Source organism: uncultured Algibacter sp. (genome assembly GCF_947495925.1).
Taxonomy (GTDB): domain Bacteria; phylum Bacteroidota; class Bacteroidia; order Flavobacteriales; family Flavobacteriaceae; genus Algibacter_E.
Genome location: NZ_CANMAU010000007.1, coordinates 323,995 through 345,532 on the forward strand (window position 1 = coordinate 323,995; position 21,538 = coordinate 345,532).

Annotated in this window: 16 protein-coding genes and 1 pseudogene; 5 read left to right on the top strand and 12 right to left on the bottom strand. The window is 34.4% G+C overall.

The window, feature by feature from the left end:
• Window positions 1–31 precede the first annotated feature (31 nt).
• The 7 genes from Q0857_RS15925 to Q0857_RS15955 all read right to left on the bottom strand — a co-directional run bounded on the left by Q0857_RS15925 (window position 32) and on the right by Q0857_RS15955 (window position 10,366).
• Window positions 32–3,355 carry a DUF5107 domain-containing protein gene (locus Q0857_RS15925; RefSeq protein WP_298537564.1) on the bottom strand — a complete coding sequence of 1,108 codons (3,324 nt, stop codon included), beginning with the start codon at window positions 3,353–3,355 and terminating at the stop codon, window positions 32–34.
• A 164-nt stretch (window positions 3,356–3,519) separates the two neighbouring features.
• The gene (locus tag Q0857_RS15930) at window positions 3,520–4,590 is read right to left on the bottom strand and encodes a Gfo/Idh/MocA family oxidoreductase (protein ID WP_298537567.1); all 1,071 of its coding nucleotides are present in this window, start codon (window positions 4,588–4,590) and stop codon (window positions 3,520–3,522) included.
• A gap of 2 nt (window positions 4,591–4,592) precedes the next feature.
• Window positions 4,593–5,828 carry a sugar ABC transporter substrate-binding protein gene (locus Q0857_RS15935; protein ID WP_298537570.1) on the bottom strand — a complete coding sequence of 412 codons (1,236 nt, stop codon included), beginning with the start codon at window positions 5,826–5,828 and terminating at the stop codon, window positions 4,593–4,595.
• Between the two features lie 3 nt (window positions 5,829–5,831).
• Window positions 5,832–6,974 carry a CaiB/BaiF CoA-transferase family protein gene (locus Q0857_RS15940; protein ID WP_298537572.1) on the bottom strand — a complete coding sequence of 381 codons (1,143 nt, stop codon included), beginning with the start codon at window positions 6,972–6,974 and terminating at the stop codon, window positions 5,832–5,834.
• 7 nt (window positions 6,975–6,981) lie between these two features.
• Window positions 6,982–8,124 carry a CaiB/BaiF CoA-transferase family protein gene (locus tag Q0857_RS15945; protein ID WP_298537575.1) on the bottom strand — a complete coding sequence of 381 codons (1,143 nt, stop codon included), beginning with the start codon at window positions 8,122–8,124 and terminating at the stop codon, window positions 6,982–6,984.
• 5 nt (window positions 8,125–8,129) lie between these two features.
• Window positions 8,130–9,284, bottom strand: coding sequence for an ABC transporter substrate-binding protein (locus tag Q0857_RS15950; RefSeq protein WP_298537577.1), 1,155 nt, complete (start codon window positions 9,282–9,284; stop codon window positions 8,130–8,132).
• A gap of 11 nt (window positions 9,285–9,295) precedes the next feature.
• Window positions 9,296–10,366, bottom strand: a complete 1,071-nt coding sequence (locus Q0857_RS15955) for an L-rhamnose/proton symporter RhaT (protein ID WP_298537580.1) — start codon at window positions 10,364–10,366, stop codon at window positions 9,296–9,298.
• A gap of 111 nt (window positions 10,367–10,477) precedes the next feature.
• Between Q0857_RS15955 and Q0857_RS15960 the strand changes: the two genes are divergently transcribed.
• The 5 genes from Q0857_RS15960 to xylE all read left to right on the top strand — a co-directional run bounded on the left by Q0857_RS15960 (window position 10,478) and on the right by xylE (window position 16,755).
• A complete protein-coding gene (locus Q0857_RS15960) occupies window positions 10,478–11,248 on the top strand; it encodes an IclR family transcriptional regulator (protein ID WP_298537584.1) in 771 nt (256 codons plus the stop codon).
• Between the two features lie 91 nt (window positions 11,249–11,339).
• A complete protein-coding gene (locus Q0857_RS15965; RefSeq protein ID WP_298537587.1) occupies window positions 11,340–12,341 on the top strand; it encodes a GntR family transcriptional regulator in 1,002 nt (333 codons plus the stop codon).
• A 2-nt stretch (window positions 12,342–12,343) separates the two neighbouring features.
• Window positions 12,344–13,825: an FGGY family carbohydrate kinase gene (locus Q0857_RS15970; protein WP_298537590.1), complete on the top strand. Its 1,482-nt coding sequence runs from the start codon at window positions 12,344–12,346 to the stop codon at window positions 13,823–13,825.
• Window positions 13,826–13,962: 137 nt separating this feature from the next.
• The gene (gene xylA / locus Q0857_RS15975) at window positions 13,963–15,279 is read left to right on the top strand and encodes a xylose isomerase (protein WP_298537593.1); all 1,317 of its coding nucleotides are present in this window, start codon (window positions 13,963–13,965) and stop codon (window positions 15,277–15,279) included.
• 57 nt (window positions 15,280–15,336) lie between these two features.
• Window positions 15,337–16,755, top strand: coding sequence for a D-xylose transporter XylE (gene xylE / locus Q0857_RS15980; RefSeq protein WP_298537596.1), 1,419 nt, complete (start codon window positions 15,337–15,339; stop codon window positions 16,753–16,755).
• A 181-nt stretch (window positions 16,756–16,936) separates the two neighbouring features.
• On the opposite strand, the gene Q0857_RS15985 is transcribed toward xylE, so the two are convergent.
• From Q0857_RS15985 to Q0857_RS16970, 5 genes and pseudogenes are all read right to left on the bottom strand, one after another.
• The gene (locus Q0857_RS15985) at window positions 16,937–17,368 is read right to left on the bottom strand and encodes a DUF1330 domain-containing protein (protein ID WP_298537600.1); all 432 of its coding nucleotides are present in this window, start codon (window positions 17,366–17,368) and stop codon (window positions 16,937–16,939) included.
• A 56-nt stretch (window positions 17,369–17,424) separates the two neighbouring features.
• Complete coding sequence (locus Q0857_RS15990) at window positions 17,425–17,988, bottom strand: Crp/Fnr family transcriptional regulator (protein WP_298537603.1); 564 nt, start codon at window positions 17,986–17,988, stop codon at window positions 17,425–17,427.
• Window positions 17,989–18,133: 145 nt separating this feature from the next.
• Window positions 18,134–18,640 carry a YHS domain-containing (seleno)protein gene (locus Q0857_RS15995; RefSeq protein WP_298537606.1) on the bottom strand — a complete coding sequence of 169 codons (507 nt, stop codon included), beginning with the start codon at window positions 18,638–18,640 and terminating at the stop codon, window positions 18,134–18,136.
• 517 nt (window positions 18,641–19,157) lie between these two features.
• A complete protein-coding gene (locus Q0857_RS16000; RefSeq protein ID WP_298537608.1) occupies window positions 19,158–21,245 on the bottom strand; it encodes an acylase in 2,088 nt (695 codons plus the stop codon).
• Between the two features lie 75 nt (window positions 21,246–21,320).
• Window positions 21,321–21,446 (bottom strand): annotated as a pseudogene (locus tag Q0857_RS16970) (integrase core domain-containing protein); the annotation flags it as partial.
• Window positions 21,447–21,538: the final 92 nt, after the last annotated feature.

The window sequence follows — 21,538 nt, forward strand, 5'->3', positions numbered from 1 at the left end:
ATTATAAAATCTATTTATATTTTATTGTGATTTACTCCATTGAATTATTCATCATTACATTTGCCCAAAGATTGTTTTTGTAAGTCTTTAGAGCTTCTTGAAAAAGCATTTTGGATTTTTGAATATTACCCAATCCTTTTTGTCCTAAAGCTTGTAAATAATACCCTTTCGAAATAATTTTACTTTCATTTGTATAAGATTCTTCAACAGCTATAAGCTCGTTATCATCGTATTTGTCAAGTATGTTTTTACCAAGGTTTATTAACTGGTTGAACTTGGCATTGGCTTCCTCCGTTTTATTCATCTTTTTTAAAGATTCAGCTTGAAAATAAATCAAATCATTCATGCGATAACCGATGTTAGAATTAATACTTTTTTGAAAATGATCTTTTGCTTTATTTGTTTTTCCAAGTTTATTAAATGCTTTACCTAAATAAAAATGAATAAGTGCGTTTTTATCGTCGCTTGAAGATTTTCCGACTTCCAGATTTTCTGGATATTCAAGGGCTTGATTTAGATAGGTTATGGCATTATCATATTTATCTTGATTTATCAATTCCATAGCTTTCAATACATTAGAATTTACATAATACCAATAGATTTCTCTGCGTCCTTCCCAAGTTCTAAAATGATGACTTTTCAAAAATGTTAATGATTTGTCATAGTCTCCGTTAAGATTTAATAATTCCACATACATTTTAGGAGCTTTAATGTCTGTTTGGACCATCTCTAGATTATTTTCTAAAATATTTAGGCACTTATTAAAGTTAAAGTTTGAGGCATCAAAATATTTAGAAAGCTCCGCATACCATAATGAATTCGAATTGTCTTGTTCTATAGCTTTAATCATATATTCTACTGCTTCATTATAACTTTTTTCATAATAAAAACTCCCAAAAGCTAAATTCCTTAAAACCATGGGGATGTTTGAATTTATATCTCTAGCTTTAGTCCAAGCCGCAATAGCTTCCTTAGGGCGATCATCATATAATAAATTTCCTAATAAGTAATAGGCATGCGCATTTTTATTGTCTAAAGAAATAGCATGATTTAAAATTATTTCAGATTCTTCTCTGTAAGGGAAACAGTATTCTAAAGCAGTATTTTGAGCCAATGTCAACATTTTATTTGTAGCAGTAGGTTTTTCTTGCTTTGAGTACAGGTATGATAAATAATAAAAGGTTAATGGATTGTTAGGTTTATTAATCTCATTTAATACATTAATGGCATCGCTATAAAGGCTCGCATTCAAATAATTTGTGGCAACTTCTAGGTAGTTATTCTCTATGTCTTGCATATTCTTTTGAAAATCGGATAGAGATCCATTTTCTTGAATGAGATAATATTCATGCAATGCAGAATAATTTATTGGATCATAATCAATCAATTTATTTATAATTTCTAATGCCTTTTCTTTTTGCTTTTCTTTTCTGAGTAAGGCGCTGTAGAGTACTACTATTTTCCCATCAAGGTTATTTGTGGAGTACGCTTTTTCAATATATTCTAAAGCTTTTTTATTATTGTTTTGGGCACTTTCAAGAAGAGCTAGTTGAAAGTTTCCTGATGAAAACCATTCGTAGTACCATGTTGATCTGGCGAAGTTTTTATAAGCTTCTTTTGTATGACCTAAAGCTTTTTGAGCAACTCCTAAATAATAAAATAGCTCGCCTTCTTTAGGTTGAAAATAATTGGTTTTTAGTTTGTCTGAAGCCGTTTTTAAGTAATCTAAACCTTCTTTGTGCTTACCTTGACCAATTCTTCTTTTGCCCAGAGCTAAATTAACTCTATAATCTGTTGGTGATTTTTTTAAAGCCGCCAAATAATATTCATCTGCGTTCTTTCTTGGTCTTTTAAACTGTTCAATAAATCTACCTGCTAAATATAAATCTTCAACAGAATTGATGTCTTCCGGTTTTTTTACTTTTTCTTGAGGACGAGGTAGTTCTTGTGTAATGGTTTTGTTTGGTGTATACGATATTATACTATTTCCATGCTCATCTAATAGTTGAATATGAAGTTTATATTCATTAATGGCTTCTTTGCTCTTAAAAAGAGCAGAAAAGGGGTTAGCAGGGTCAATATTAATTTTATCTTGAACCAAAATTTCATCGCCTTCTTTTAAAATAAACTCAGCGTTATTTAAAGCTTTTGTGGTATTAAATCCATAAAATACTGTTTTGGAATTTCGCATTTGAAGAGTTACTGCCGCATCGGTATTTGAGTTTTTTACAACCTCAATATCTCGAATAGGAAACCAGTAATTCTTGGCATCTTTAACAGAATGTGGTACAATCCAGCTATAATCTGGTTGATTATTTGAAAAAGTTCCAGTCATAAGTTCAACATAAGCTTTGCCATCGTCAGTTAATTTTCGCCTTGCATTTTGACCACCTAACCCTGGTCCAAATTGCCATAGTTTGGAGGTGCTATTCTTATGAGGGTCGCCTACATGAATCATTCCTGCTTTTTGCTTATAATCATAACCACCTATGAACCCTTCACTAGCGTTCCACATAAAAAAAGAAACAGGATCGGGGTGATTTTTCCACCAGGTTAAGTCTATACCTTCCTCATAATTAGTTCTTCCGTAATGATTTGTTTTGTTAGAAATAGGCCATTGAATAAAACTTGAATTATTATGAAAAACACCTATATTTTGACTTGGCGGCCAAAATGTTCTAAAATCTTTGTTTGCCGTTACGGCTACATTTGCCCAAAAAAGAAATGTTTTAGTTAGGGTACTGGTATTGTTTATTCTATAATCCGTTTCAATAAATGATCTACCCGGTCTTAAAGTCATACCTATTACGCCTCGCATTCTCATGGTTTTTTCAGTTTCCCCAATCCAAATAGTGGCACTTCCGTCATCATTTTTTACTAAACGATAATCACTAGGTAGCATGGTTGTGGTTCTATGATGATGAGGAAAACACCACTCTATTCCTCCCGAAACCCATGCGCCAAGTGTTCCTATAAGATCTGGTTTTATAACACTATTGGTGTGAAAAAGTTCATGACCGTTAGTTTTATCAATGGCAGAAAACAACCGACCTCCAAACGTAGGTAATACTTTTACAATTAAATATTCATTTTCAAGAACAACCATGTTATAGGTCACATCAACAAGTGAATCACTTAATTTGGTTTGAGAAGGGTATGGATAGATTCTACCTTCAGCACCCTGAACACTTCTACCAGAATAAAAAATAGGGCTCGTTTCAGGCTTACCAATTTTATAAGTAGGAATGATTTCTTCCTTTTCATAAATTTTAACCTGAGCATGGAAACTTGAAATACAAAAAAGAAATAGATAAACTAATAAAAACAGTGACTTATGGTACTGATAATTGTTCATGTTTAATTTAGTTTGGTTGTGAAAGCCTAATTTAGTTAGATTCTTGTTAAGAATCAAATACTTCTATTTATTATGAAGCATTAAACACATCATCCCCAGTTTCTTTAAAACCATTTCTTAATACTAATTGTATTTTGTACTTGAAAACACATTATTTAGAAGTTTTAAATATTATAATTTGGAGAAATACCTCCATTATTATTTGAGTCATATGCAGATTCAACTATAGCCATTGAATACACTACATCTTCAACACTAGTTGGTAATTTGTTCGTTGAGCCTTCAACATATCGCATTAAAGATGCCATGGTGCCAACAAAAGCATCAGGGAACCATGAGCCGTCTAATGTGACCTCTATCCATTTAGTAGGTTCATGTTTTTTTATTATGCAATATTGAAACAAATCGGGCTTACCGTTAGGGTAATCTAATAATAATCCAATTCTTGCTTTTATGGCGCCTTTAGTGCCTTCCCATTTCACAAAACTCTCTTGATTTTTCTCACCAAAATTATGGTCATGATTGGTGTTAATTATAGCGCGCATACTATCACTATAATCCATAATTGTTGTCGTGCGGGTTGATGACATGGGTTTGCCAGGATTCCTCAACGTTTTTGAATATACTTTTTTTGGATTACCCAAAAAAGAACGAATCAAATCAATGTAATGAATACTATGTTGTTGAATTTCTAGACGTGGATGATTTACCACATTTGGGAAATACTCCCATGGGGTATAGGTTGTTAAACGGATTTCAAAATCGTACAATTCGCCAATTACTCCTTTTTCGATTAAATATTTAGCAGCCATAATGTATGGTGCGTAGCGCATTTGACAATTGATAGCAGCTTTTAATTTTTTTCGTCTGCAGACCTCTAAAATATCTAAAGTTTGTTTATAATTATCACCCATTGGCTTTTGAATCAACACTGCTGATTCATCTGGCAATAATTCTAAAGTAGGTACAAATTGGTTTGGCATTAATGTTAAATCAAAAACAGCGTTTTCTGGAGCGACTGTAACCATATCCTGAATCGTGTCGTAAACATTAGGAATGTTGAATGTTTTTGCTAAATCATCTGCTCTTTGTTTTGTTCTATTTGTAATACCCTCAACAATAAATCCTGCATTTTTGTACGCTGGCAAATGGGCATCGCGAACAATTCCTCCAGCTCCAATAATATATATGGGACGTTTTTCTTTTGGTAATTTTGGCTTATAAATAATATTCATAATTACAGGCTTTCTATGATGTTGACTTCTTTTTGAGCTGAATCTAAAATAGATGCTATATCTTTTGAAGTATTAATAACTTCCAAAACCAATTGATCAATAACACAAGCTATTTCAGACCAATTGCTTTTTCTGGGCAATGAATGCGTGTTTTTATGAAGTGCTTCTAACTTGTGATAATAAGGGACTTCCTTATTGACTTCCTTGTCATGCCATGTAGATTTACGACAACCAATAGCACCCTCCAATGTTAATAATTTATCGTTTTTTTTGTTTACCGCGTACTTAATAAAATCGTATGCTAAGTCTTTATGTTCACTTCCGCTCCCAATAACATACATCCAATAAGCATTTAAAGAGGTTCCTTTGCCATTGGGGCCTGCTGGTATGTTTGCAATATCTACTTTCCCTTTTACTTTAGAGTCTTTTATAAATTCGCACATGGATGCGAAACCAAACCAATTAATCATAATTGCCAAATTTCCCTTTGAGAATGCTATGCCGGCTTTTACGGAGTCAAAATTTATCGAGTCTGGATGAATAGCATTTGTGTTCTGAAGTGCTTTTCTATAAAACTCCATGCCTTCTTTGGCCTGTTGTGAATTCAATAGGATGTTGTTTTTATCATCAAATAATTCACCGCCTCGTGTCCATAACTGTAAACAGAAGTCAAACACGGTGTTATGACCATCAGGAAAAGCAGCAAAAGTAGTGCCGAATAAATTATCTTCGGGTCTATTAAAAAACTCTGCGACTTCAATTAACTCGTCCCAAGTTTTAGGAACTTTTAATGGTTTCCCGTGCTCTTCGCAGAAAGCAACGTTCTCTTCAATAGATTCAAATAAATCCTTTCTATAAATTAAACATTCTGGTCCATCATGAAATGGTAGACCTACTATTTTGTCATTAAACTCTTGTTTATATAATAGAGATCTTGACCAGCCATTAGGGAAATCTTCTGGAGCATTTTTGTTAATGTAAGGAGTTAAATCTTCTATGGCATTAGAGGTATAAGCTTCAGTAATCCAATCGGTATTTATTAGTGAAATATCCCAAGTACCATTGGTAAGCCCGTTTTCTTTTAAAATGGTATCATACAATGGATGTAAATCATAAGGGATAGCCTCAAGTTCTAAATTACACTTTGTTTTCTTGCAAAATGAGGCCCAAATTTTATCAATAGAGTTTTCGAAAGCATCAAACTTCCTAACTGCTATTCTAAATTTGTTACGTTTCATATCCTAAGAAATTAATTCTTCTGTTATGGATTTAGTATGTTCACCAAGATGAGGTGATCCAATGTTAGATGTAAAATTTTGCCCATCTATTTTAATAGGACATCGAGTGGTTTTGTACTTAAACCCATCACTCATCATAACAGTTTGAATCATGTCTAAAACTTTAAACCCTTCTTCTGAAAATAATGTATCCCAGTCCATAACTTTGGCGCACCAAATATCAGCTGGTTCTAATATTGATAACCATTTCTCGGTGGTATTCGTGCTTAAGTGATCAGCTAGTATTTGTTTTATGGTGTCCCTTTCTGTAAACCATGAAGCAACTTCTGTGTAGACTTTTAAAGGATCGCAACCTAATAACTCTCCTAATATTGGAATAGATCCCATGGCTAATACGATGTATCCATTTTGGGTTTTATAAATACCATAAGGGGCTCCTAAATAGGCATGCGCGCTATTGTTTTTTGGTCGAATTGTGGGTTGCCCTCCATCATGAAAAAAGGTAGTAATAGATTCAAATTGAAAATCTAAAATGGACTCCAGCATATTCACAGAAACTTTGCTCCCTTTTCCTGTTTTGTTTCGTTTAATTAGGGCTGCTAAAATGCCTTGGACTAAATGAGCACCTGAAAGAATATCGACTAGTGCTATGCCAATAGGAGTAGGGCCATTCCCTTCAATACCGTTTAACCAACTTATCCCTGATAAAGATTGTACTAATAAGTCTTGTCCGGGTTTGGGCTTCCAAGGACCTTCTTTTCCGTACCCTGTAATGCTTCCATAAATAATTTTTGGATTTATCTTTTTGATGGTCTTGTAGTCAAAACCTAAACGTTCAATAACACCAGGTCTGAAGTTGTGAACTAGAACATCAGCTTTTTCAATAAGTTTTAAAACACGTTCTTTGTCGGTTTTATTTTTTAAATCGGCTTGAAAACTTTCTTTATTTCTATTAATGGCTCTAAAAATTGAAGATTCTCCATTTAAGTTTACATTCGAAACATACAATTGTCTGCAAATATCGCCAGTAACTGGTCGTTCAACTTTTATAACTCTGGCTCCCAAATCAGATAGTCTTAAGGTGGCTGATGGAGCAGATAAAAACTGGCTTAAATCTATTACTAATAAATCTTGTAATGGTTTCATAGGTAGCTTATAGATTAAATTCTTTTATGATATCCTCGGTATGCTGACCAACTCTTGGAGCCGGTTTATTAGCAAAAATGCGCTTATCATTTATTCTTATAGGACATCTTAAGGTGTGTACTTCTTCGCCTGAAAGCAAAGGGAGTTTTTGTTCCATTTGTAAAACTTTAAAAGCTTCATGCTTTAGTAATCTTTGGTAATCGAATACATTGGAACACCATATACCTTCGGGTCTTAATATGTTTAACCACTGCTTACTACTTTTAGTAATAATTTTATTTCTTATGATGTCCATGATTTCATCGCGCTGAGTAAACCATGATTCCGGATTAGTATAATTTTTAATTTCCCAGCAATCAATTACTTCACCCAACTTTATTAGCGATCCCATTGCAATAGAAATATAACCATCTGTAGTTTGATAAATACCATACGGAGCACCTAGTGAAGGGTTTGCAGCTCCTTTTTTTGCGCGTTTTATAGGTTGATTACCATCATTTAAATACGTGGTGATTACTTCAAATTGTAAATCTATTGTAGATTCTAAAAGACTTACTTCAACTAATGCTCCTCTATCGGTCTTTGCTCTTTTTACAAGACTTGCTAAAATCCCTTGTGCTAAGTGTGTACCCGTTATAATGTCTGAAACCGCAGCACCTACAGGAACAGGATCGTCGTCTCGGTTCCCTGATAGGTTAACAAAACCAGACATAGCTTGAATCAATAGGTCTTGTCCTGGTTTCTTAGCCCAAGGCCCTTTTGTTCCATAACCAGTTACAGATGCATAAACGAGTTTTGGGTTTATTTCTTGTACCGTTTGGTAATCTAAACCAATTTTTTCCATCACTCCCGGACGGAAATTATGTGTCATAACATCAGCTTGTAAAATTAATTTTTTTACACGTTTTAAATCTTCAGGATCTTTTAAGTTGGCAGCATAAGAGTCCTTATTCCTATTTACCGTATGGAAAACTAAACTACTGCCATCTAAAAACAGATTTTTTAAAGCAATTTGTCTACCCGCTTCACCTGTATTAGGTCTTTCAATTTTTATAACTCTAGCACCTAAATCTGCCAACTTTAAGCCAGCTGAAGGACCTGCCATAAATTGTGCGAATTCCAGAACCAATATACCTTTTAATGGTTTCATTTTTTTTAAATTTCTAAGGATTTCTTGTATAGGATATTCAAATTATCAAGTAAAGTTTTTTCATCTCCTCCATGTATCAGATATTCTCGAATGGGTGTGCCGGCTCTATCTTGAAAGTACATATGGCCATTATAACGTGGTCGTAAAAATGCACGATCTAGACTAGGTAAGGTATTTTTAAAGAAATTTGCGGTTAAACTATTGGTGTGCTTGTCTGTCCATGCTTTTCTGTGTCCTGGCTGACCTCCATTATCAAAGAATACTGTTTTTTGACATTCTTCCGATCCTACGTACTCAACATATTTCATGGCAGTTTCAATTTCTTTCGTATTTACAGAAACTGCTAAGCCAGTACCGCCAAGTGTAGAAACCGCTTTACCAGACCCATTAATGTTTACCATATCATGGAAATGAAGTAATTTGCGTGCATACCCTTTTCTGCTATAGTTGGTGTAGCCATATGCCCAAGGGCAGTAAGCGTATTTATTTGTTTGTGTCATAGCTTCATAGATTTGAATCGGGTTCCAATTAAAAATTTTTGGATCCATTTCAACTGCCAACGCTCTTAACATTTTTAAAGCTTTTATCCCCATTTGCTCTGTGACAACATGCTCTGTTGATGTACATACATCTTCACCCATTGTGCAACACATCATGTAAAAGTTCATCAAAGTATCTTGCGGAATACCAGGCATAATTACTAATCCTTGCTTAGCAAGGTTTAATAACTCATCATAGGTTTCTGGAAGTTTTACCTCTTTTTCTTTCAAAAGGTCTGGTCTGCTTGAAGCTACAGGGGTTGCAGCATCTACAGCTAAAGCCCATTGATGTCCATTTGAAGAATAACTTTCATGCGAATGTCCTACTGAGTTTTCTTTTAAATCCTTTAAAAATGCCTTTGGCAAGTATTCATCCAAGGGGAGTATGACATTGTTTTTACCGGCAAAGCCAGCCCAGGGGTGGTCTATAATTAATAAATCGTAACGTTTAGCTAATTCATTTATAGGTTCGTCTGCAAAGGCTTGAAGTGATCGTTTTTCCCAAGTTATGTCTACATTAGGGTGCAGTTCTGAAAAACGTTGAGCAGTTGCAACCGCAGAAGTAAATCCTCTACTGTGATTCCACGTGATTCCTTTTAAATGTATTCTTTCTGTACTCATTTATTCTATATTTAATGACTTATTGTAATTTCCGAACCTAGTTGACTTCCATATGCCATAATTACAAATGAAATTACCAAAATTATAAGTGCCAATACCAATGTAAAATAGGTTCGTTTCGTGACTTGTAGCCATTCTTTCATAATAATACCTACTATATAACTAAAAAATATCAGCATGGACATATGTAAAACCCAGCTAGCAAATTTGTAGGCGCCCATTTGAACATGGCCAATACCATAGAAAAAGAATTGCCCGTACCATAGGGCTCCAGTTAAAATAGACATGACTAGGTTTAGGTAATAATTTTTTCTGCCAACACCTTTAATATCTACAATTTCAGTAATAGTTCCTTTTTTAATACCTGTTATGCCAAACCAAATAAAGTTTGTAATGAATGCTCCACCTGTTGATAATATTAGATTTGCATTTCCTTCAAAATTACCAGCCCCATATTTTCCTGCAATTTCGGCAACTGGAGCACCAACCTCTAACGAAATTCCGAAAACAGCCGATAAGACACCAGCAATTAGCGTAAGCGTTAAACCCTTTTTCATATTAAAATTTAGTGGGGTAGCGCCATCACTATGTTTACTTCTTAAATCTTTTTCTTTTCTGTGACCAGCAATGCCACAAATAATAATGCCTATTAGTGCTAATGCCATACCCGAAAAAATGGTATAACCTCCTGGACCATTAAGTTTTTGTATAAACTCTCCGTGCATAATTAATGGAACTATGGTACCAAGAATAGCCGAAATACCAATAGAAATGGTATAGGTTAAAGAGTACCCAATATGTTTAATAGCAAAACCAAAACACATCCCCCCAAAACCATAAACACACCCTAATGCTGTGGCGTTAAATAATACTTCTATAGATGCGTCTGTAAATACATCCATTAAGTTCGGAATAGTTAAAAACCCGATTACAAAAGGAAAAATAAACCAAGCAAAAGAAGCTTGCACAATCCAGTAAGAATCCCAAGACCACTTTTTTATTTTTTGGAAAGGAAGATAACATGTTGATGCTGCGACTCCTCCGATGGCATGAATTAAAGTGCCTAAAATTGGGTTTGCCATATAGATTTCTTTTAATTAATTATATTTCATATACAAAAATAGATTTTATATATGAATATTCCAAAATAATCAATTCTAATTATTACATTTGGCTATTATACAGTATTAAGAATGAATAAAAAACCAGTAAAATATAATGCACCTGCTTTGGATAAGGGCCTTGATATTATTGAGTATCTGTCAAAAGAAGGTATACCATTATCTCAAATAGAAATAGCGCAAGGAATTGATAGAACACCAAGTGAAATTTATAGAATGCTAGTCTGTTTGGAAGAGCGTGGTTACGTAATACGTGGTGCTAATGCTGGTAAATATAGACTTTCCTTGAAAATGTATAGTTTGTCTCATAGACATACTCCGTTTGATGAGCTAAAACGTGTAGCACATTATCCAATGCAAGATTTATCGGAGAGAACCAGACAATCCTGCCATCTCAGTATTGTGAATAAGAATCAATTATTGATTATTTATCAAATGAGAAGTCCAAGTGCTGTTTCGCTTTCAATTGAAGAAGGCACGCATTTCCCGCTTACAATGACGACTTCTGGACGTGTACATTTGTCGTTGTTAAATCAGTCAGATTTAAAGGAGGCGTTATCAAAGGATACGTATTATTCTAAATGGAACGCATCTGAAAAGCAGGAGTTTTTCGAATCGATAACTGAAATAGCTAAAAATGGGTATCGATCATCAAAAAGTCAATTAACAAGTGGAGTAACTGATATTGCGGTTCCTATAGGTGATAAGAACTCCGAACTTACAGCCGTCTTAGCTGTTTCCGTTTTTTCCTCAAGCCTTAAAGATCATTTAAGTCTTGAGCAAATTTTACTTGAACTTAGGCAAACACAGAAAAAAATAAATGAATTAATTGGGTTGGAATGAGTCTTTCTGTCTACTCTGAATTAGAGTAATTTAATTTTAAGAGTATGAATTAATATAATTTTAATATTTTTACATACCGGAACAGAACAGTATGGATGAAAATGTAATTGTTATAAGTATTAACCATAGGAGTGATATTCCGAAATACCAACAACTGGTAAATGCTGTTAATGATGCAATTAGTGATAATAGACTGCAAAAAGGTGATGCGCTACCGTCGGTAAATAACATTTGTAATACCTATAACTTATCTCGAGATACGGTATTCAAAGCTTATTCTATTTTAAAAGATAATGGTGTTATTGAATCTGTACCTAACAAGGGTTACTATGTTGCAAACGAAACTAAAAAGGTGTTATTGGTGTTAGACACTTTTAAAGCCTACAAAGAAGTTGTTTACCATTCGTTTGTAAACAACTTACCAGATAACATTATAACAGATGTACAATTTCATCATTATAATATAGATAATTTTAAAACCATTTTAAACAATAGTAAAGGCAAATACTATAAATATGTTGTGATGCCTTTTAGTAATAAAGATGTTCCATCTGTGTTATCAGATATTGATAATGATAAACTATTACTTATAGATTGGAGTATACATTCTAATTCTAATAATAATTATGTATTTCAAGATTTTGGAGAAGCTTTTTTTAATGCCTTAAAAAAAGCCGAAAATATTTTTAAAAAATACAGAAAACTAATTTTTTTATACCCCACATTCACCTACCATCCAAAAGAGACGATCACTTATTTTAAAAAGTACTGTGAGTTATTTCATTTAAAATATGAGGTTGTAACAAGTCCAAAATTATTTAATGTTGAAAGGAATGTCGCATACATAAGTACAAGTGATAGAATGTTGGGGCAGTTTTTAGAACAATGCAGAAACGCAAATTTAGAACCTGGTGTTGATATTGGTTTTTTATCATATAACGAAACTCCAATGAAAAAATTCATTTATAAAGGAATCTCTGTTATTTCAACAGACTTCAAAGCTTTAGGGACAAAAGCAGCCCAATTTGTTACACAAGATAAACCTATGCAGTGTTTTGTGCCAACTAAATTAACAATAAGAGAATCATTATAAGTATGTATTATTTAGGATTAGATATAGGAAGTTCTTCAATAAAAGCAGCACTAGTTGAGATTGAATCAGGAAAAAGCATAGGTGTTGTACAAGAGCCAGAAGAAGAAATGAGCATGTTTGCTCAAAAAAATGGGTGGGCAGAACAAAACCCAAACGATTGGTGGGAACATGTTTGTAATGCGATAGCTCGTTTAAAAAAGGAATATAACGTTAGTAGAACTCAAATTAAAGGTATTGGAATTGCATATCAAATGCACGGCCTTGTTATAGTCGATAAATTAGGTAACCCACTACGTAAAAGTATTATTTGGTGTGATAGTAGAGCGGTTGAAATTGGTCATAAAGCCTTTGAAGATTTAGGAGAAGAAACATGTACATCAAACTTATTAAACTCCCCTGCAAATTTTACGGCATCAAAGTTAAAATGGGTAAAAGAAAATGAGCCAGAAATATATAAACAAATACATAAGTTTATGCTTCCTGGAGATTATATAGCCTATAAGTTTTCAAATACTATAAACACGACAATTTCAGGATTATCAGAAGGTATTTTATGGGATTTTAAAAATGATAATGTGGCCGATGTGCTTTTGGAATACTATGGTATAGATAAGGCTCTTGTTCCAGGTATAGTTGAAACATTTGGTAACCAGTCAGTTGTAGATCAAAAAGGGGGGGCGGAAAGTGGTATAGCCGCAGGAACACCTATTTATTATAGGGCAGGAGACCAACCCAATAATGCACTATCCTTAAATGTTTTTAATCCGGGCGAAGTTGGGGCAACAGGGGGAACCTCTGGTGTTGTATATGCTATTACAGATAACCTATCAGGAAAAGAAAGTACTCGCGTAAATAATTTTGCTCATGTTAATTATTTAAAATCTAAGCCAAGAATAGGTAAGCTACTTAATATTAATGGAGCAGGAATTCAGTACCGTTGGCTACTAAATAATTTGGACGTAAACTCGTATGAAGATATGAATACATTGGCTTCTAATATTCCAATAGGCTCAGATGGCGTGTGCATACTACCCTTTGGGAATGGAGCAGAGCGGATGCTAAATAATAAAGAAATAGGTACCAGACTAGTAAATGTTAATTTAAATAATCATAACAAGGCACATATTTGTAGAGCTGCTTTAGAAGGTATCGCATTTTCATTTGTTTACGGTATGGAAATTCTTAAATCTGACGGAATTACACCTACCGTAATTAGGGCTGGAAACGATAATCTATTTCGTTCAGAAATTTTCGCCAATACCGTAGCTACTTTAATAGAACAAGAAATTGAAATTTATAACACAACTGGTGCTATAGGAGCAGCAAGGGCTGCAGACTTGCATAAAGGAGGTTTTGAAGATTTTGGTAAAGTTATTATGGATAATGATCATGTTATGACATTCAAACCATTTAAAAACAAGCAACCTTATTTAAAAGCTTATAATAATTGGAAAAAGGAATTAGAACTCGTATTAAATAAATAAAATTTGGGCGTTACCACAAGGGTCGGGCTTTACATTACAATCTTTTTACTCGTGCCTCACAAAAAGGATTTTCATTGCAATCCCTAACGCAAAACAGAACTAAAACAATCAGTTTAATAATAATAACAGTATTAATTATGGCAACTTCAGAGTATTTTAAAGGAATAGGAAATATTAAGTTTGAGGGAAAAGAATCAGACAATCCATTAGCATTTAAGTATTATAACCCAGACCAAATTGTGGCAGGAAAAACCATGAAAGAATGGTTTAAGTTTTCTATAGCTTATTGGCATACCTTCTGCGGTCAAGGGTCAGACCCTTTTGGTCCTGGAACTCAAAATTTTGCTTGGGATCAAGCTTCTGATCCTATTCAAGCAGCAAAAGATAAAGCCGATGCAGCTTTTGAGTTTATTGGTAAAATGGGCTTTGAATATTTCTGTTTTCATGATTTCGATTTAATACAAGAAGGAACAACTTTTGTCGAGTCAGAACAGCGATTAAATATAATTACAGATTACATTAAAGAAAAACAAGACCAAAGTGGTGTTAAATTATTGTGGGGAACAGCCAACTGTTTTTCAAATCCACGTTATATGAATGGAGCTGCTACTAATCCAGATTTTGATGTGGTAGCCCGTGCAGGAGCCCAAATTAAATTAGCTTTAGATGCTACTATCAAATTAGGTGGTGAAAACTATGTGTTCTGGGGAGGACGTGAAGGTTATATGTCTTTATTAAATACGGATATGGGACGTGAATTAGATCATATGGGGCAGTTTTTAGCAATGGCTAGAGATTATGCAAGAGCTCAAGGGTTTAAAGGCAATTTCTTTATAGAACCTAAACCAATGGAGCCGTCAAAGCACCAATACGATTTTGATACAGCTACCGCTATTGGGTTTTTAAAAGCATATGGATTAGATAAAGACTTCAAAATTAATATAGAGGTTAACCACGCAACCTTAGCACAACATACCTTTCAACATGAAATTGAAACAGCAGCTAAAGCAGGCATGCTTGGAAGTTTAGATGCCAACAGGGGAGATTATCAAAATGGATGGGATACAGATCAGTTTCCAAATAATATTCAAGAAACTACCGAAGCTATGCTAGTCTTTTTAAAAGCAGGCGGATTACAAGGTGGTGGTGTGAACTTTGATGCTAAAATTAGAAGAAACTCTACTGATATCGATGATGTGTTCCATGCACATATAGGAGGTGCGGATACTTTTGCTCGTGCTTTATTAGTGGCAGATAAAATTATAACATCTTCGCCTTATGAAAAACTAAGAAAAGAAAGGTATAGCTCTTTTGACTCAGGAAAAGGGAAAGACTTTGAGAATGGCAAACTAAGCTTACAAGACTTATATAAAATTGCTCAAGAAAATGGAGAATTAACATTGAAAAGTGGTAAACAAGAGATGTTTGAAAATATTATTAATCAGTACATATAGTATCCAAAACCCTTCTTGTTTTATATAAGAATTAATTAACAAACTAAAAATCATATTATGGCCGCATCTAAAAATTCAGCATATCTTATAAAGCTTACCTTGGTTGCCACTTTAGGGGGCTTACTATTTGGCTATGATACAGCCGTTATTTCGGGAACAGTAAGTTCTTTAGAGCAATTTTTTGTTTTGCCATTCGGGTTGGAAGAAACTGCAGCTAATGCAAGGTTAGGACTTGTTGTTTCTAGTGCCTTAATTGGATGTGTGATTGGAGGTGTTTTTGGCGGGCTTATAAGTAAAAAATTAGGACGAAAAAATGGTTTAATATTAGCCGCAATTTTCTTCTTGTTTTCTGCTTTAGGCTCTGCATTGCCAGAAATTTTTATTAAGCCTATTGGAGAAGCAGATCATTCTTTTATTTACATTTTTATTTTTTATAGAATTATAGGAGGTATTGGAGTAGGATTAGCTTCCATGTTATCGCCATTATATATTGCAGAAATTGCACCTGCAAAAATTCGAGGTAAACTAGTTTCAATGAATCAATTTGCTATAATTTTTGGAATGCTGGTGGTCTATTTTGTTAATTATTATATTGCTAAGCAAGGAGATGAATCTTGGTTAAACACCATAGGTTGGAGATGGATGTTTGCTTCTGAGACTATTCCTGCAGGCTTGTTTTTGCTTATGTTATTTATGGTACCCGACACACCAAGGTCTTTGGTACTAAAATCAAAACCGGAAAAAGCGTTAGAGGTTTTAACAAAAGTAAATGGGTTAGAAGTCGGTAAAAAGATTTTAGAAGATATTCAAAATACTGTGGTAACGCGCTCCGGGAAATTGTTTTCTTTTGGTGTAGCCATAATTGTTATTGGTGTGTTGCTCTCCGTTTTTCAGCAGTTTGTTGGTATAAACGTTGTACTTTATTATGCTCCTGAAATTTTTAAAAGTATGGGTGCTGGTACAGATATAGCGCTGTTACAAACTATAATAGTTGGCGTGGTTAACTTATTGTTTACAGTATTAGCAATTACAACTGTTGATAGGTATGGACGAAAACCACTTATGATTATTGGGGCTATAGGAATGGCATTTGCAATGTTTGCCTTAGGAACTTCATTTTTTATGGAATCAGTTGGGATTGGGGCATTAATTTTTATGTTAATTTATGTTGCAAGTTTTGCTATGAGTTGGGGCCCTGTTTGCTGGGTACTTTTATCTGAGATTTTTCCAAATAAGATTAGAGGGCGTGCTTTAGCCGTTGCCGTTGCCGCACAATGGATTTCTAACTATCTAGTGTCATGGACATTTCCCATGATGGATAAAAACACCTATTTATTAGAAACTTTTAATCATGGTTTTGCATACTGGATTTATGGTGTTATGGGAATATTAGCAGCACTTCTAGTTTGGAAATTTGTTCCTGAAACAAAAGGAAAAACTTTGGAGGAAATGGAAAGTCTTTGGAAGATAAAATAGTTAGACTACATATTTTATAGACTGTTTTTAAGCGTTGCATTATATGAAATTAAAAAAGTCGATAACATGGTGTTTATCGGCTTTTTCAATTCCGTCTTGAGATTTCGCCACACTTGCTAAATATAATTTTGCTCCTAATTTATTTGAGGTTTCCGAAATGTCCTATGTTTTTTATATATTATTAGGTATAGCTTTTTATTTCAGTTGTTGGTAACAATCTTGAATCCTCTAATCCTGCTTTCCTATGACCTACATTGTTTAAATAAATGTCACTTTTTGCAAACTCCATAAAAGCTAGAACTGACTTATGTTTTATTAATAGAATGGCATCCCATTTTTCAAAATCTGGTCCAATCAAGAAACTTTTACTTTCACCATAAAATAGAATTTCACTTCCAACTCTTTTAAGTTCGCCCAACGTATTATTTGTATATATATCGTAGGCTTCTTGTCCTGTAATATCTTTTTCAATTCTGATTGATTCGAAGTTAGCATAGTCTGCTTTTGGTTTAAATTTTAATAGATTTAGCATTACAACTTCTTTCCCTTTTTGAACAAAGTTTAAATAAAATTCTTTTCCAGATTTTTCTGTTGCTTCAATATGTCTATTCATTTTCTATTGTTTTAAACAAAAGTCGGCTTAAAACAGAAGTTATTCATTGATGTAAATCAAGAACTAATTGTGATTTTTTTTCGGATTCTACTTACAGTTTCTGGACTCACATTTAAAAAAGAAGCAATTTCATATTGCGGAATTTCATTGACAACTCTTTTGTTAGCCTTAACCAATTGTAGATATCTTTCTTCTGCACTTAAAAGTCTTAAATTCTCAAGTTTTTTTGACGTCGATATAAACAGTTGCTCAGAAACTTGTCTTGCTATTTTTTCAATAAAGGGATACTTACTTAATCTATCTAGTTTTTTTCGAGTAATTACTCTTAATACTGAGTCTTTTAAGCAAGTTATTTCCTTATTTGATTTTTCCTGCTTCAAAAAACTATAATAATTGGCAACAAATTGATTTTCGAAAACAAAATCATCGACTACTGATTTTTCAGCCCCAATTAAAGTACATTTTAAAAGTCCTTTTTCCACAAAACCAACTTTATTACTAATCTTATTATAGCTAACAAAATTTTCACCTTTACTCAAGTTTATTGTCTCAAAGCATTCTGAAAATAAATTTGCATCAACTTCTGAAATATTAAAAGTGTCAATAAGGAATTTTTTCATTTTTGGTAATTACGGTCTCGGCTATGAGTAGTTGCGTGATTTAGCACCTAACTTTGCATGTACATACCAAGCTGCAAATCCGCGAAGATTTTCAGAAATAGACGAGAAGAAGCAATTACTAATAGCCATTGTTGGTAAACGTTTTTTAATTCTTTTCATTTATAACTTCCCACCTTTCATTCGCTCTTTTTAAATTGTCAATTTCATTTGGTTTCCAAACTTCCAAAAAGTTGTAGCCGCGATTGTTATAAAACAAGTATAATTTATCGTTTATAATTTTAAAGGTTTCTGGATTTACCGGATATTTCCCTGGTGGGTTTTCATTTAGCCCATGTCCAAATTCCATACCTAAACCATATGCGCAATATCCGCCGAATTCCGGCATATACTTTTCAGGACTCTCAATAAACAATGATTTATTCTTTTCATTCACAAAATAATAAATAACTCCTTGGTGCTGGTATTGGTGTTTTTCTGAGCCTTGGGTTGCCCTGTTGTTAATAAAGTATTCTGTTGGATCAAATCCATTTAATGCTAAACCAGTCTCATTGATATTATAATAAGGAGCATCTATGTTCGCTAACTTTGAACTATCTTTTTGAGCATAGATAATTGTAGATATTAGAATTAAAATCAAATTAATTATTTTCATTGTATTCTCATCTATGTTTGCGAACTTCCTGCTAAACACAGTTCGGCCTTGAGAACGAAGATAATGAAAGTGGATGACAATGAAGCGTCAAGACGTTCGGAAGTACATTAGCCATTGGCTATATCAGTTACGGCGATTTTTCCACAAAAAAATTGTTGTAATTGAGCCACTTTTGTTTATCGGGAGTTCGATGGGGCTTACCAAATTGCTTTTAGCACTGCCGATGGCTTACGTTTTCCCTTGATGGGCAGCAAAAGCTGAATTTTTCAAATAAGCTTGATCTCAATTTGGCTTAACAGGAAGATGGAATACATGCATCAAAAGGGTGGGAACAACGCAGTTGTGGAACCATTTTGGTCAACTTTTCGCTGAATGTATTCCATCGGTTTAGGCTATGATTTTGTTGTGGAAATTGTCGGTAGGCATTTCGGCTTATGGAATCATGCCAGATTAAAAGTACAAAGTTTAAATTTTAGGACAAATTCCACAATGAATTATAGCCATTGTTAGCCATTCGTTATTTTTTTTCACGAAATCCATTCTCAGTTATTACCTCAGTTCTGGCAGTATTTGATGCAACTTCAGCTTTTGTAAACCAAGCATCTCGCAATTCTTTTTTAGAGAATAATTCTAACTGATCACCATTATGTGGGGAATCTTTTTGAGTTGCATTACCATAGGATAATAAAACTTTTGCTCGCACTTTATCACCGAACTCAATAATGCCAACCCAGGAATCTCCGCCACCAACATACATATGGCTATCATCAGCGCCACCCGGCCAGACTACTCGAAAAACCCCCAAAGAGCCATCTATACCATTTGCTGGTAGGTTTATGCCATTATAGTTAATTCTGTAATAATCTCCCCAATCAGTATCTAAACTTCCAAAGTTGGTTTCAACTTCGATAGCAGCCTGCTCCAATAACTGAACGGCTCTATCTGTATCTGCAATCCCATCCGGCGTAGTGTTTGGAGAGTCCATACTCCATTGTTCGGTATAATTGGCGCTTCTCCAGACATCGAACTTAAGTGCCCAAGTGTAGAATAAAAGCATGCCCTTACTGTCTGCGTTAGCTTCTCGATCCCAATTTTCCAGTACTTTTTTGGCTTCCTTTGCTTTCTTCGAATTAGAAGCATCGACAGCAGCAAACAAATCATCTAAAATTCTATCTGCAAATTCTAAGCGTGTTGAAAGTTTGTATTCGACTAGTTCGTCAAAAGTTATTGATTCATCCTCAATAAGCATCCTTACTGAACGCTGGGGTCTAAAAGACATGTATTGGGGAGCCATATAGCCGGGATAATCTTCAGGCTTTAGGATTGTGGGTATGGTGCATGTCCATGGTGGGTCGTTGGCATTTTGAAGCCATCCGCCGACAGGGTTTTTTACTTTGGGAAGGTCCGTATAATCATGAACTTCTGTCCATAAATCTGCCGATTTCCCGCCAGGAATCACACGGTCCCAATAATCCCATGCATCAGTCGTTCGTTTTGGAACCAAGCCATTGAACAAATAGAAAATCTCACCTTGCTTATCGGCATACATCACATTCCAAAAAGGGATTTGAGCCATTTCTAATGCCTCCTCAAATTCATCAAAGGTGGAACTGTTGATCATACGCCACCATTGCAAAAACATATTAGGTCTATCCAAAGCAACCATACGCAATGCCAATACCTTGTCTTCGGTTTTATTGACCACTGGTCCGTGAACTGTTTTCATCAGCTCAACTTCTTGGTCCAACATCGTACCATCCTCTTGCTTTATTTTGATCACTTTTGATAAAACCTCAAACTCTTTTCGTTCGCCATCCAGTAGGTAGCCACCGTCTTCTAGTTCTAGCTCATATGTGTCGGCATTGTCAATGGTATTGTCTGTATGACTCCAACCGAGATTTTCATTAAAACCAATTACAATACCAGGCAAGCCAACGGGTATTGAACCGTACATGTTTTTCCCGTTTAAATTCAGATGTGACTCAAAAAACAAAAATTCTCGCCACCATGGTAAATGTGGATTTTGAACCAACATAGCATTACCTGAAGCCGAACGCTTTGGTGCAATCGCGTAGGTGTTTGACCCCATGTCCGGCCATTGTTGCACGCGTCCTAGGTCTTTCCCTCCAATAAAACGTGTAAAAATGAGATACAAGCCGTGCATATTCATATCCTTAGTAGTTAAGGGCAGTACGACTTTATTTTTATCGGCAATGGCTTCAGGGTGAGCTGCTGCATATGCATTCATCCCTTTAATAAAAGAGGTATAGATGGCTTTGATTTCAGGATCTTGTATTTCGGCCCAATCATCGGCCAATTGGTCAAAACCAAGCGTATGAATAAGCATATCATTTTCGAACTTCTCCTGACCCCAATATTGGGCGCCTTTTCCTCTAGAGCTTCCGTAGAGTTCTAAAACAAGGTTGGCATGATTATGCATTTGAGCCCATCCTTGGGCAAAAAATAATTCTTCTGTGGTCGTTGCAGTAATATGTGGAACACCCCAAGTATCCCATGCAATTTGGGTTTCTATTTTTTCTTGTTGGGTACATGAAGCCGTTAAAAAAGAAACTACAATAAGAGTAAAAAGAATACTGGTTTTCATATTTCGTTTATTTAAAAATTGGTCTGTTTTTCATAATGTCTTGTCCTGAAATATGGCTACAGGTTAAAATTGAAATTAAGCTGATAATTTATATACCATATTAGGTGTTTTATAATCTAAAGATAAGTGTAATCTTACTTCATTGTATAGATTAATTGCATTTTTTGTAGCTTGCTTTGCATGTGCTGTATTATTAAAGGTTGGTCGAGATAAAACTCATCTTTTAAATACATTAGCAGATAGCGAGACAAAACCATGTAATTGTTAATGGAGAAGGCTCCGATCTTTATAAA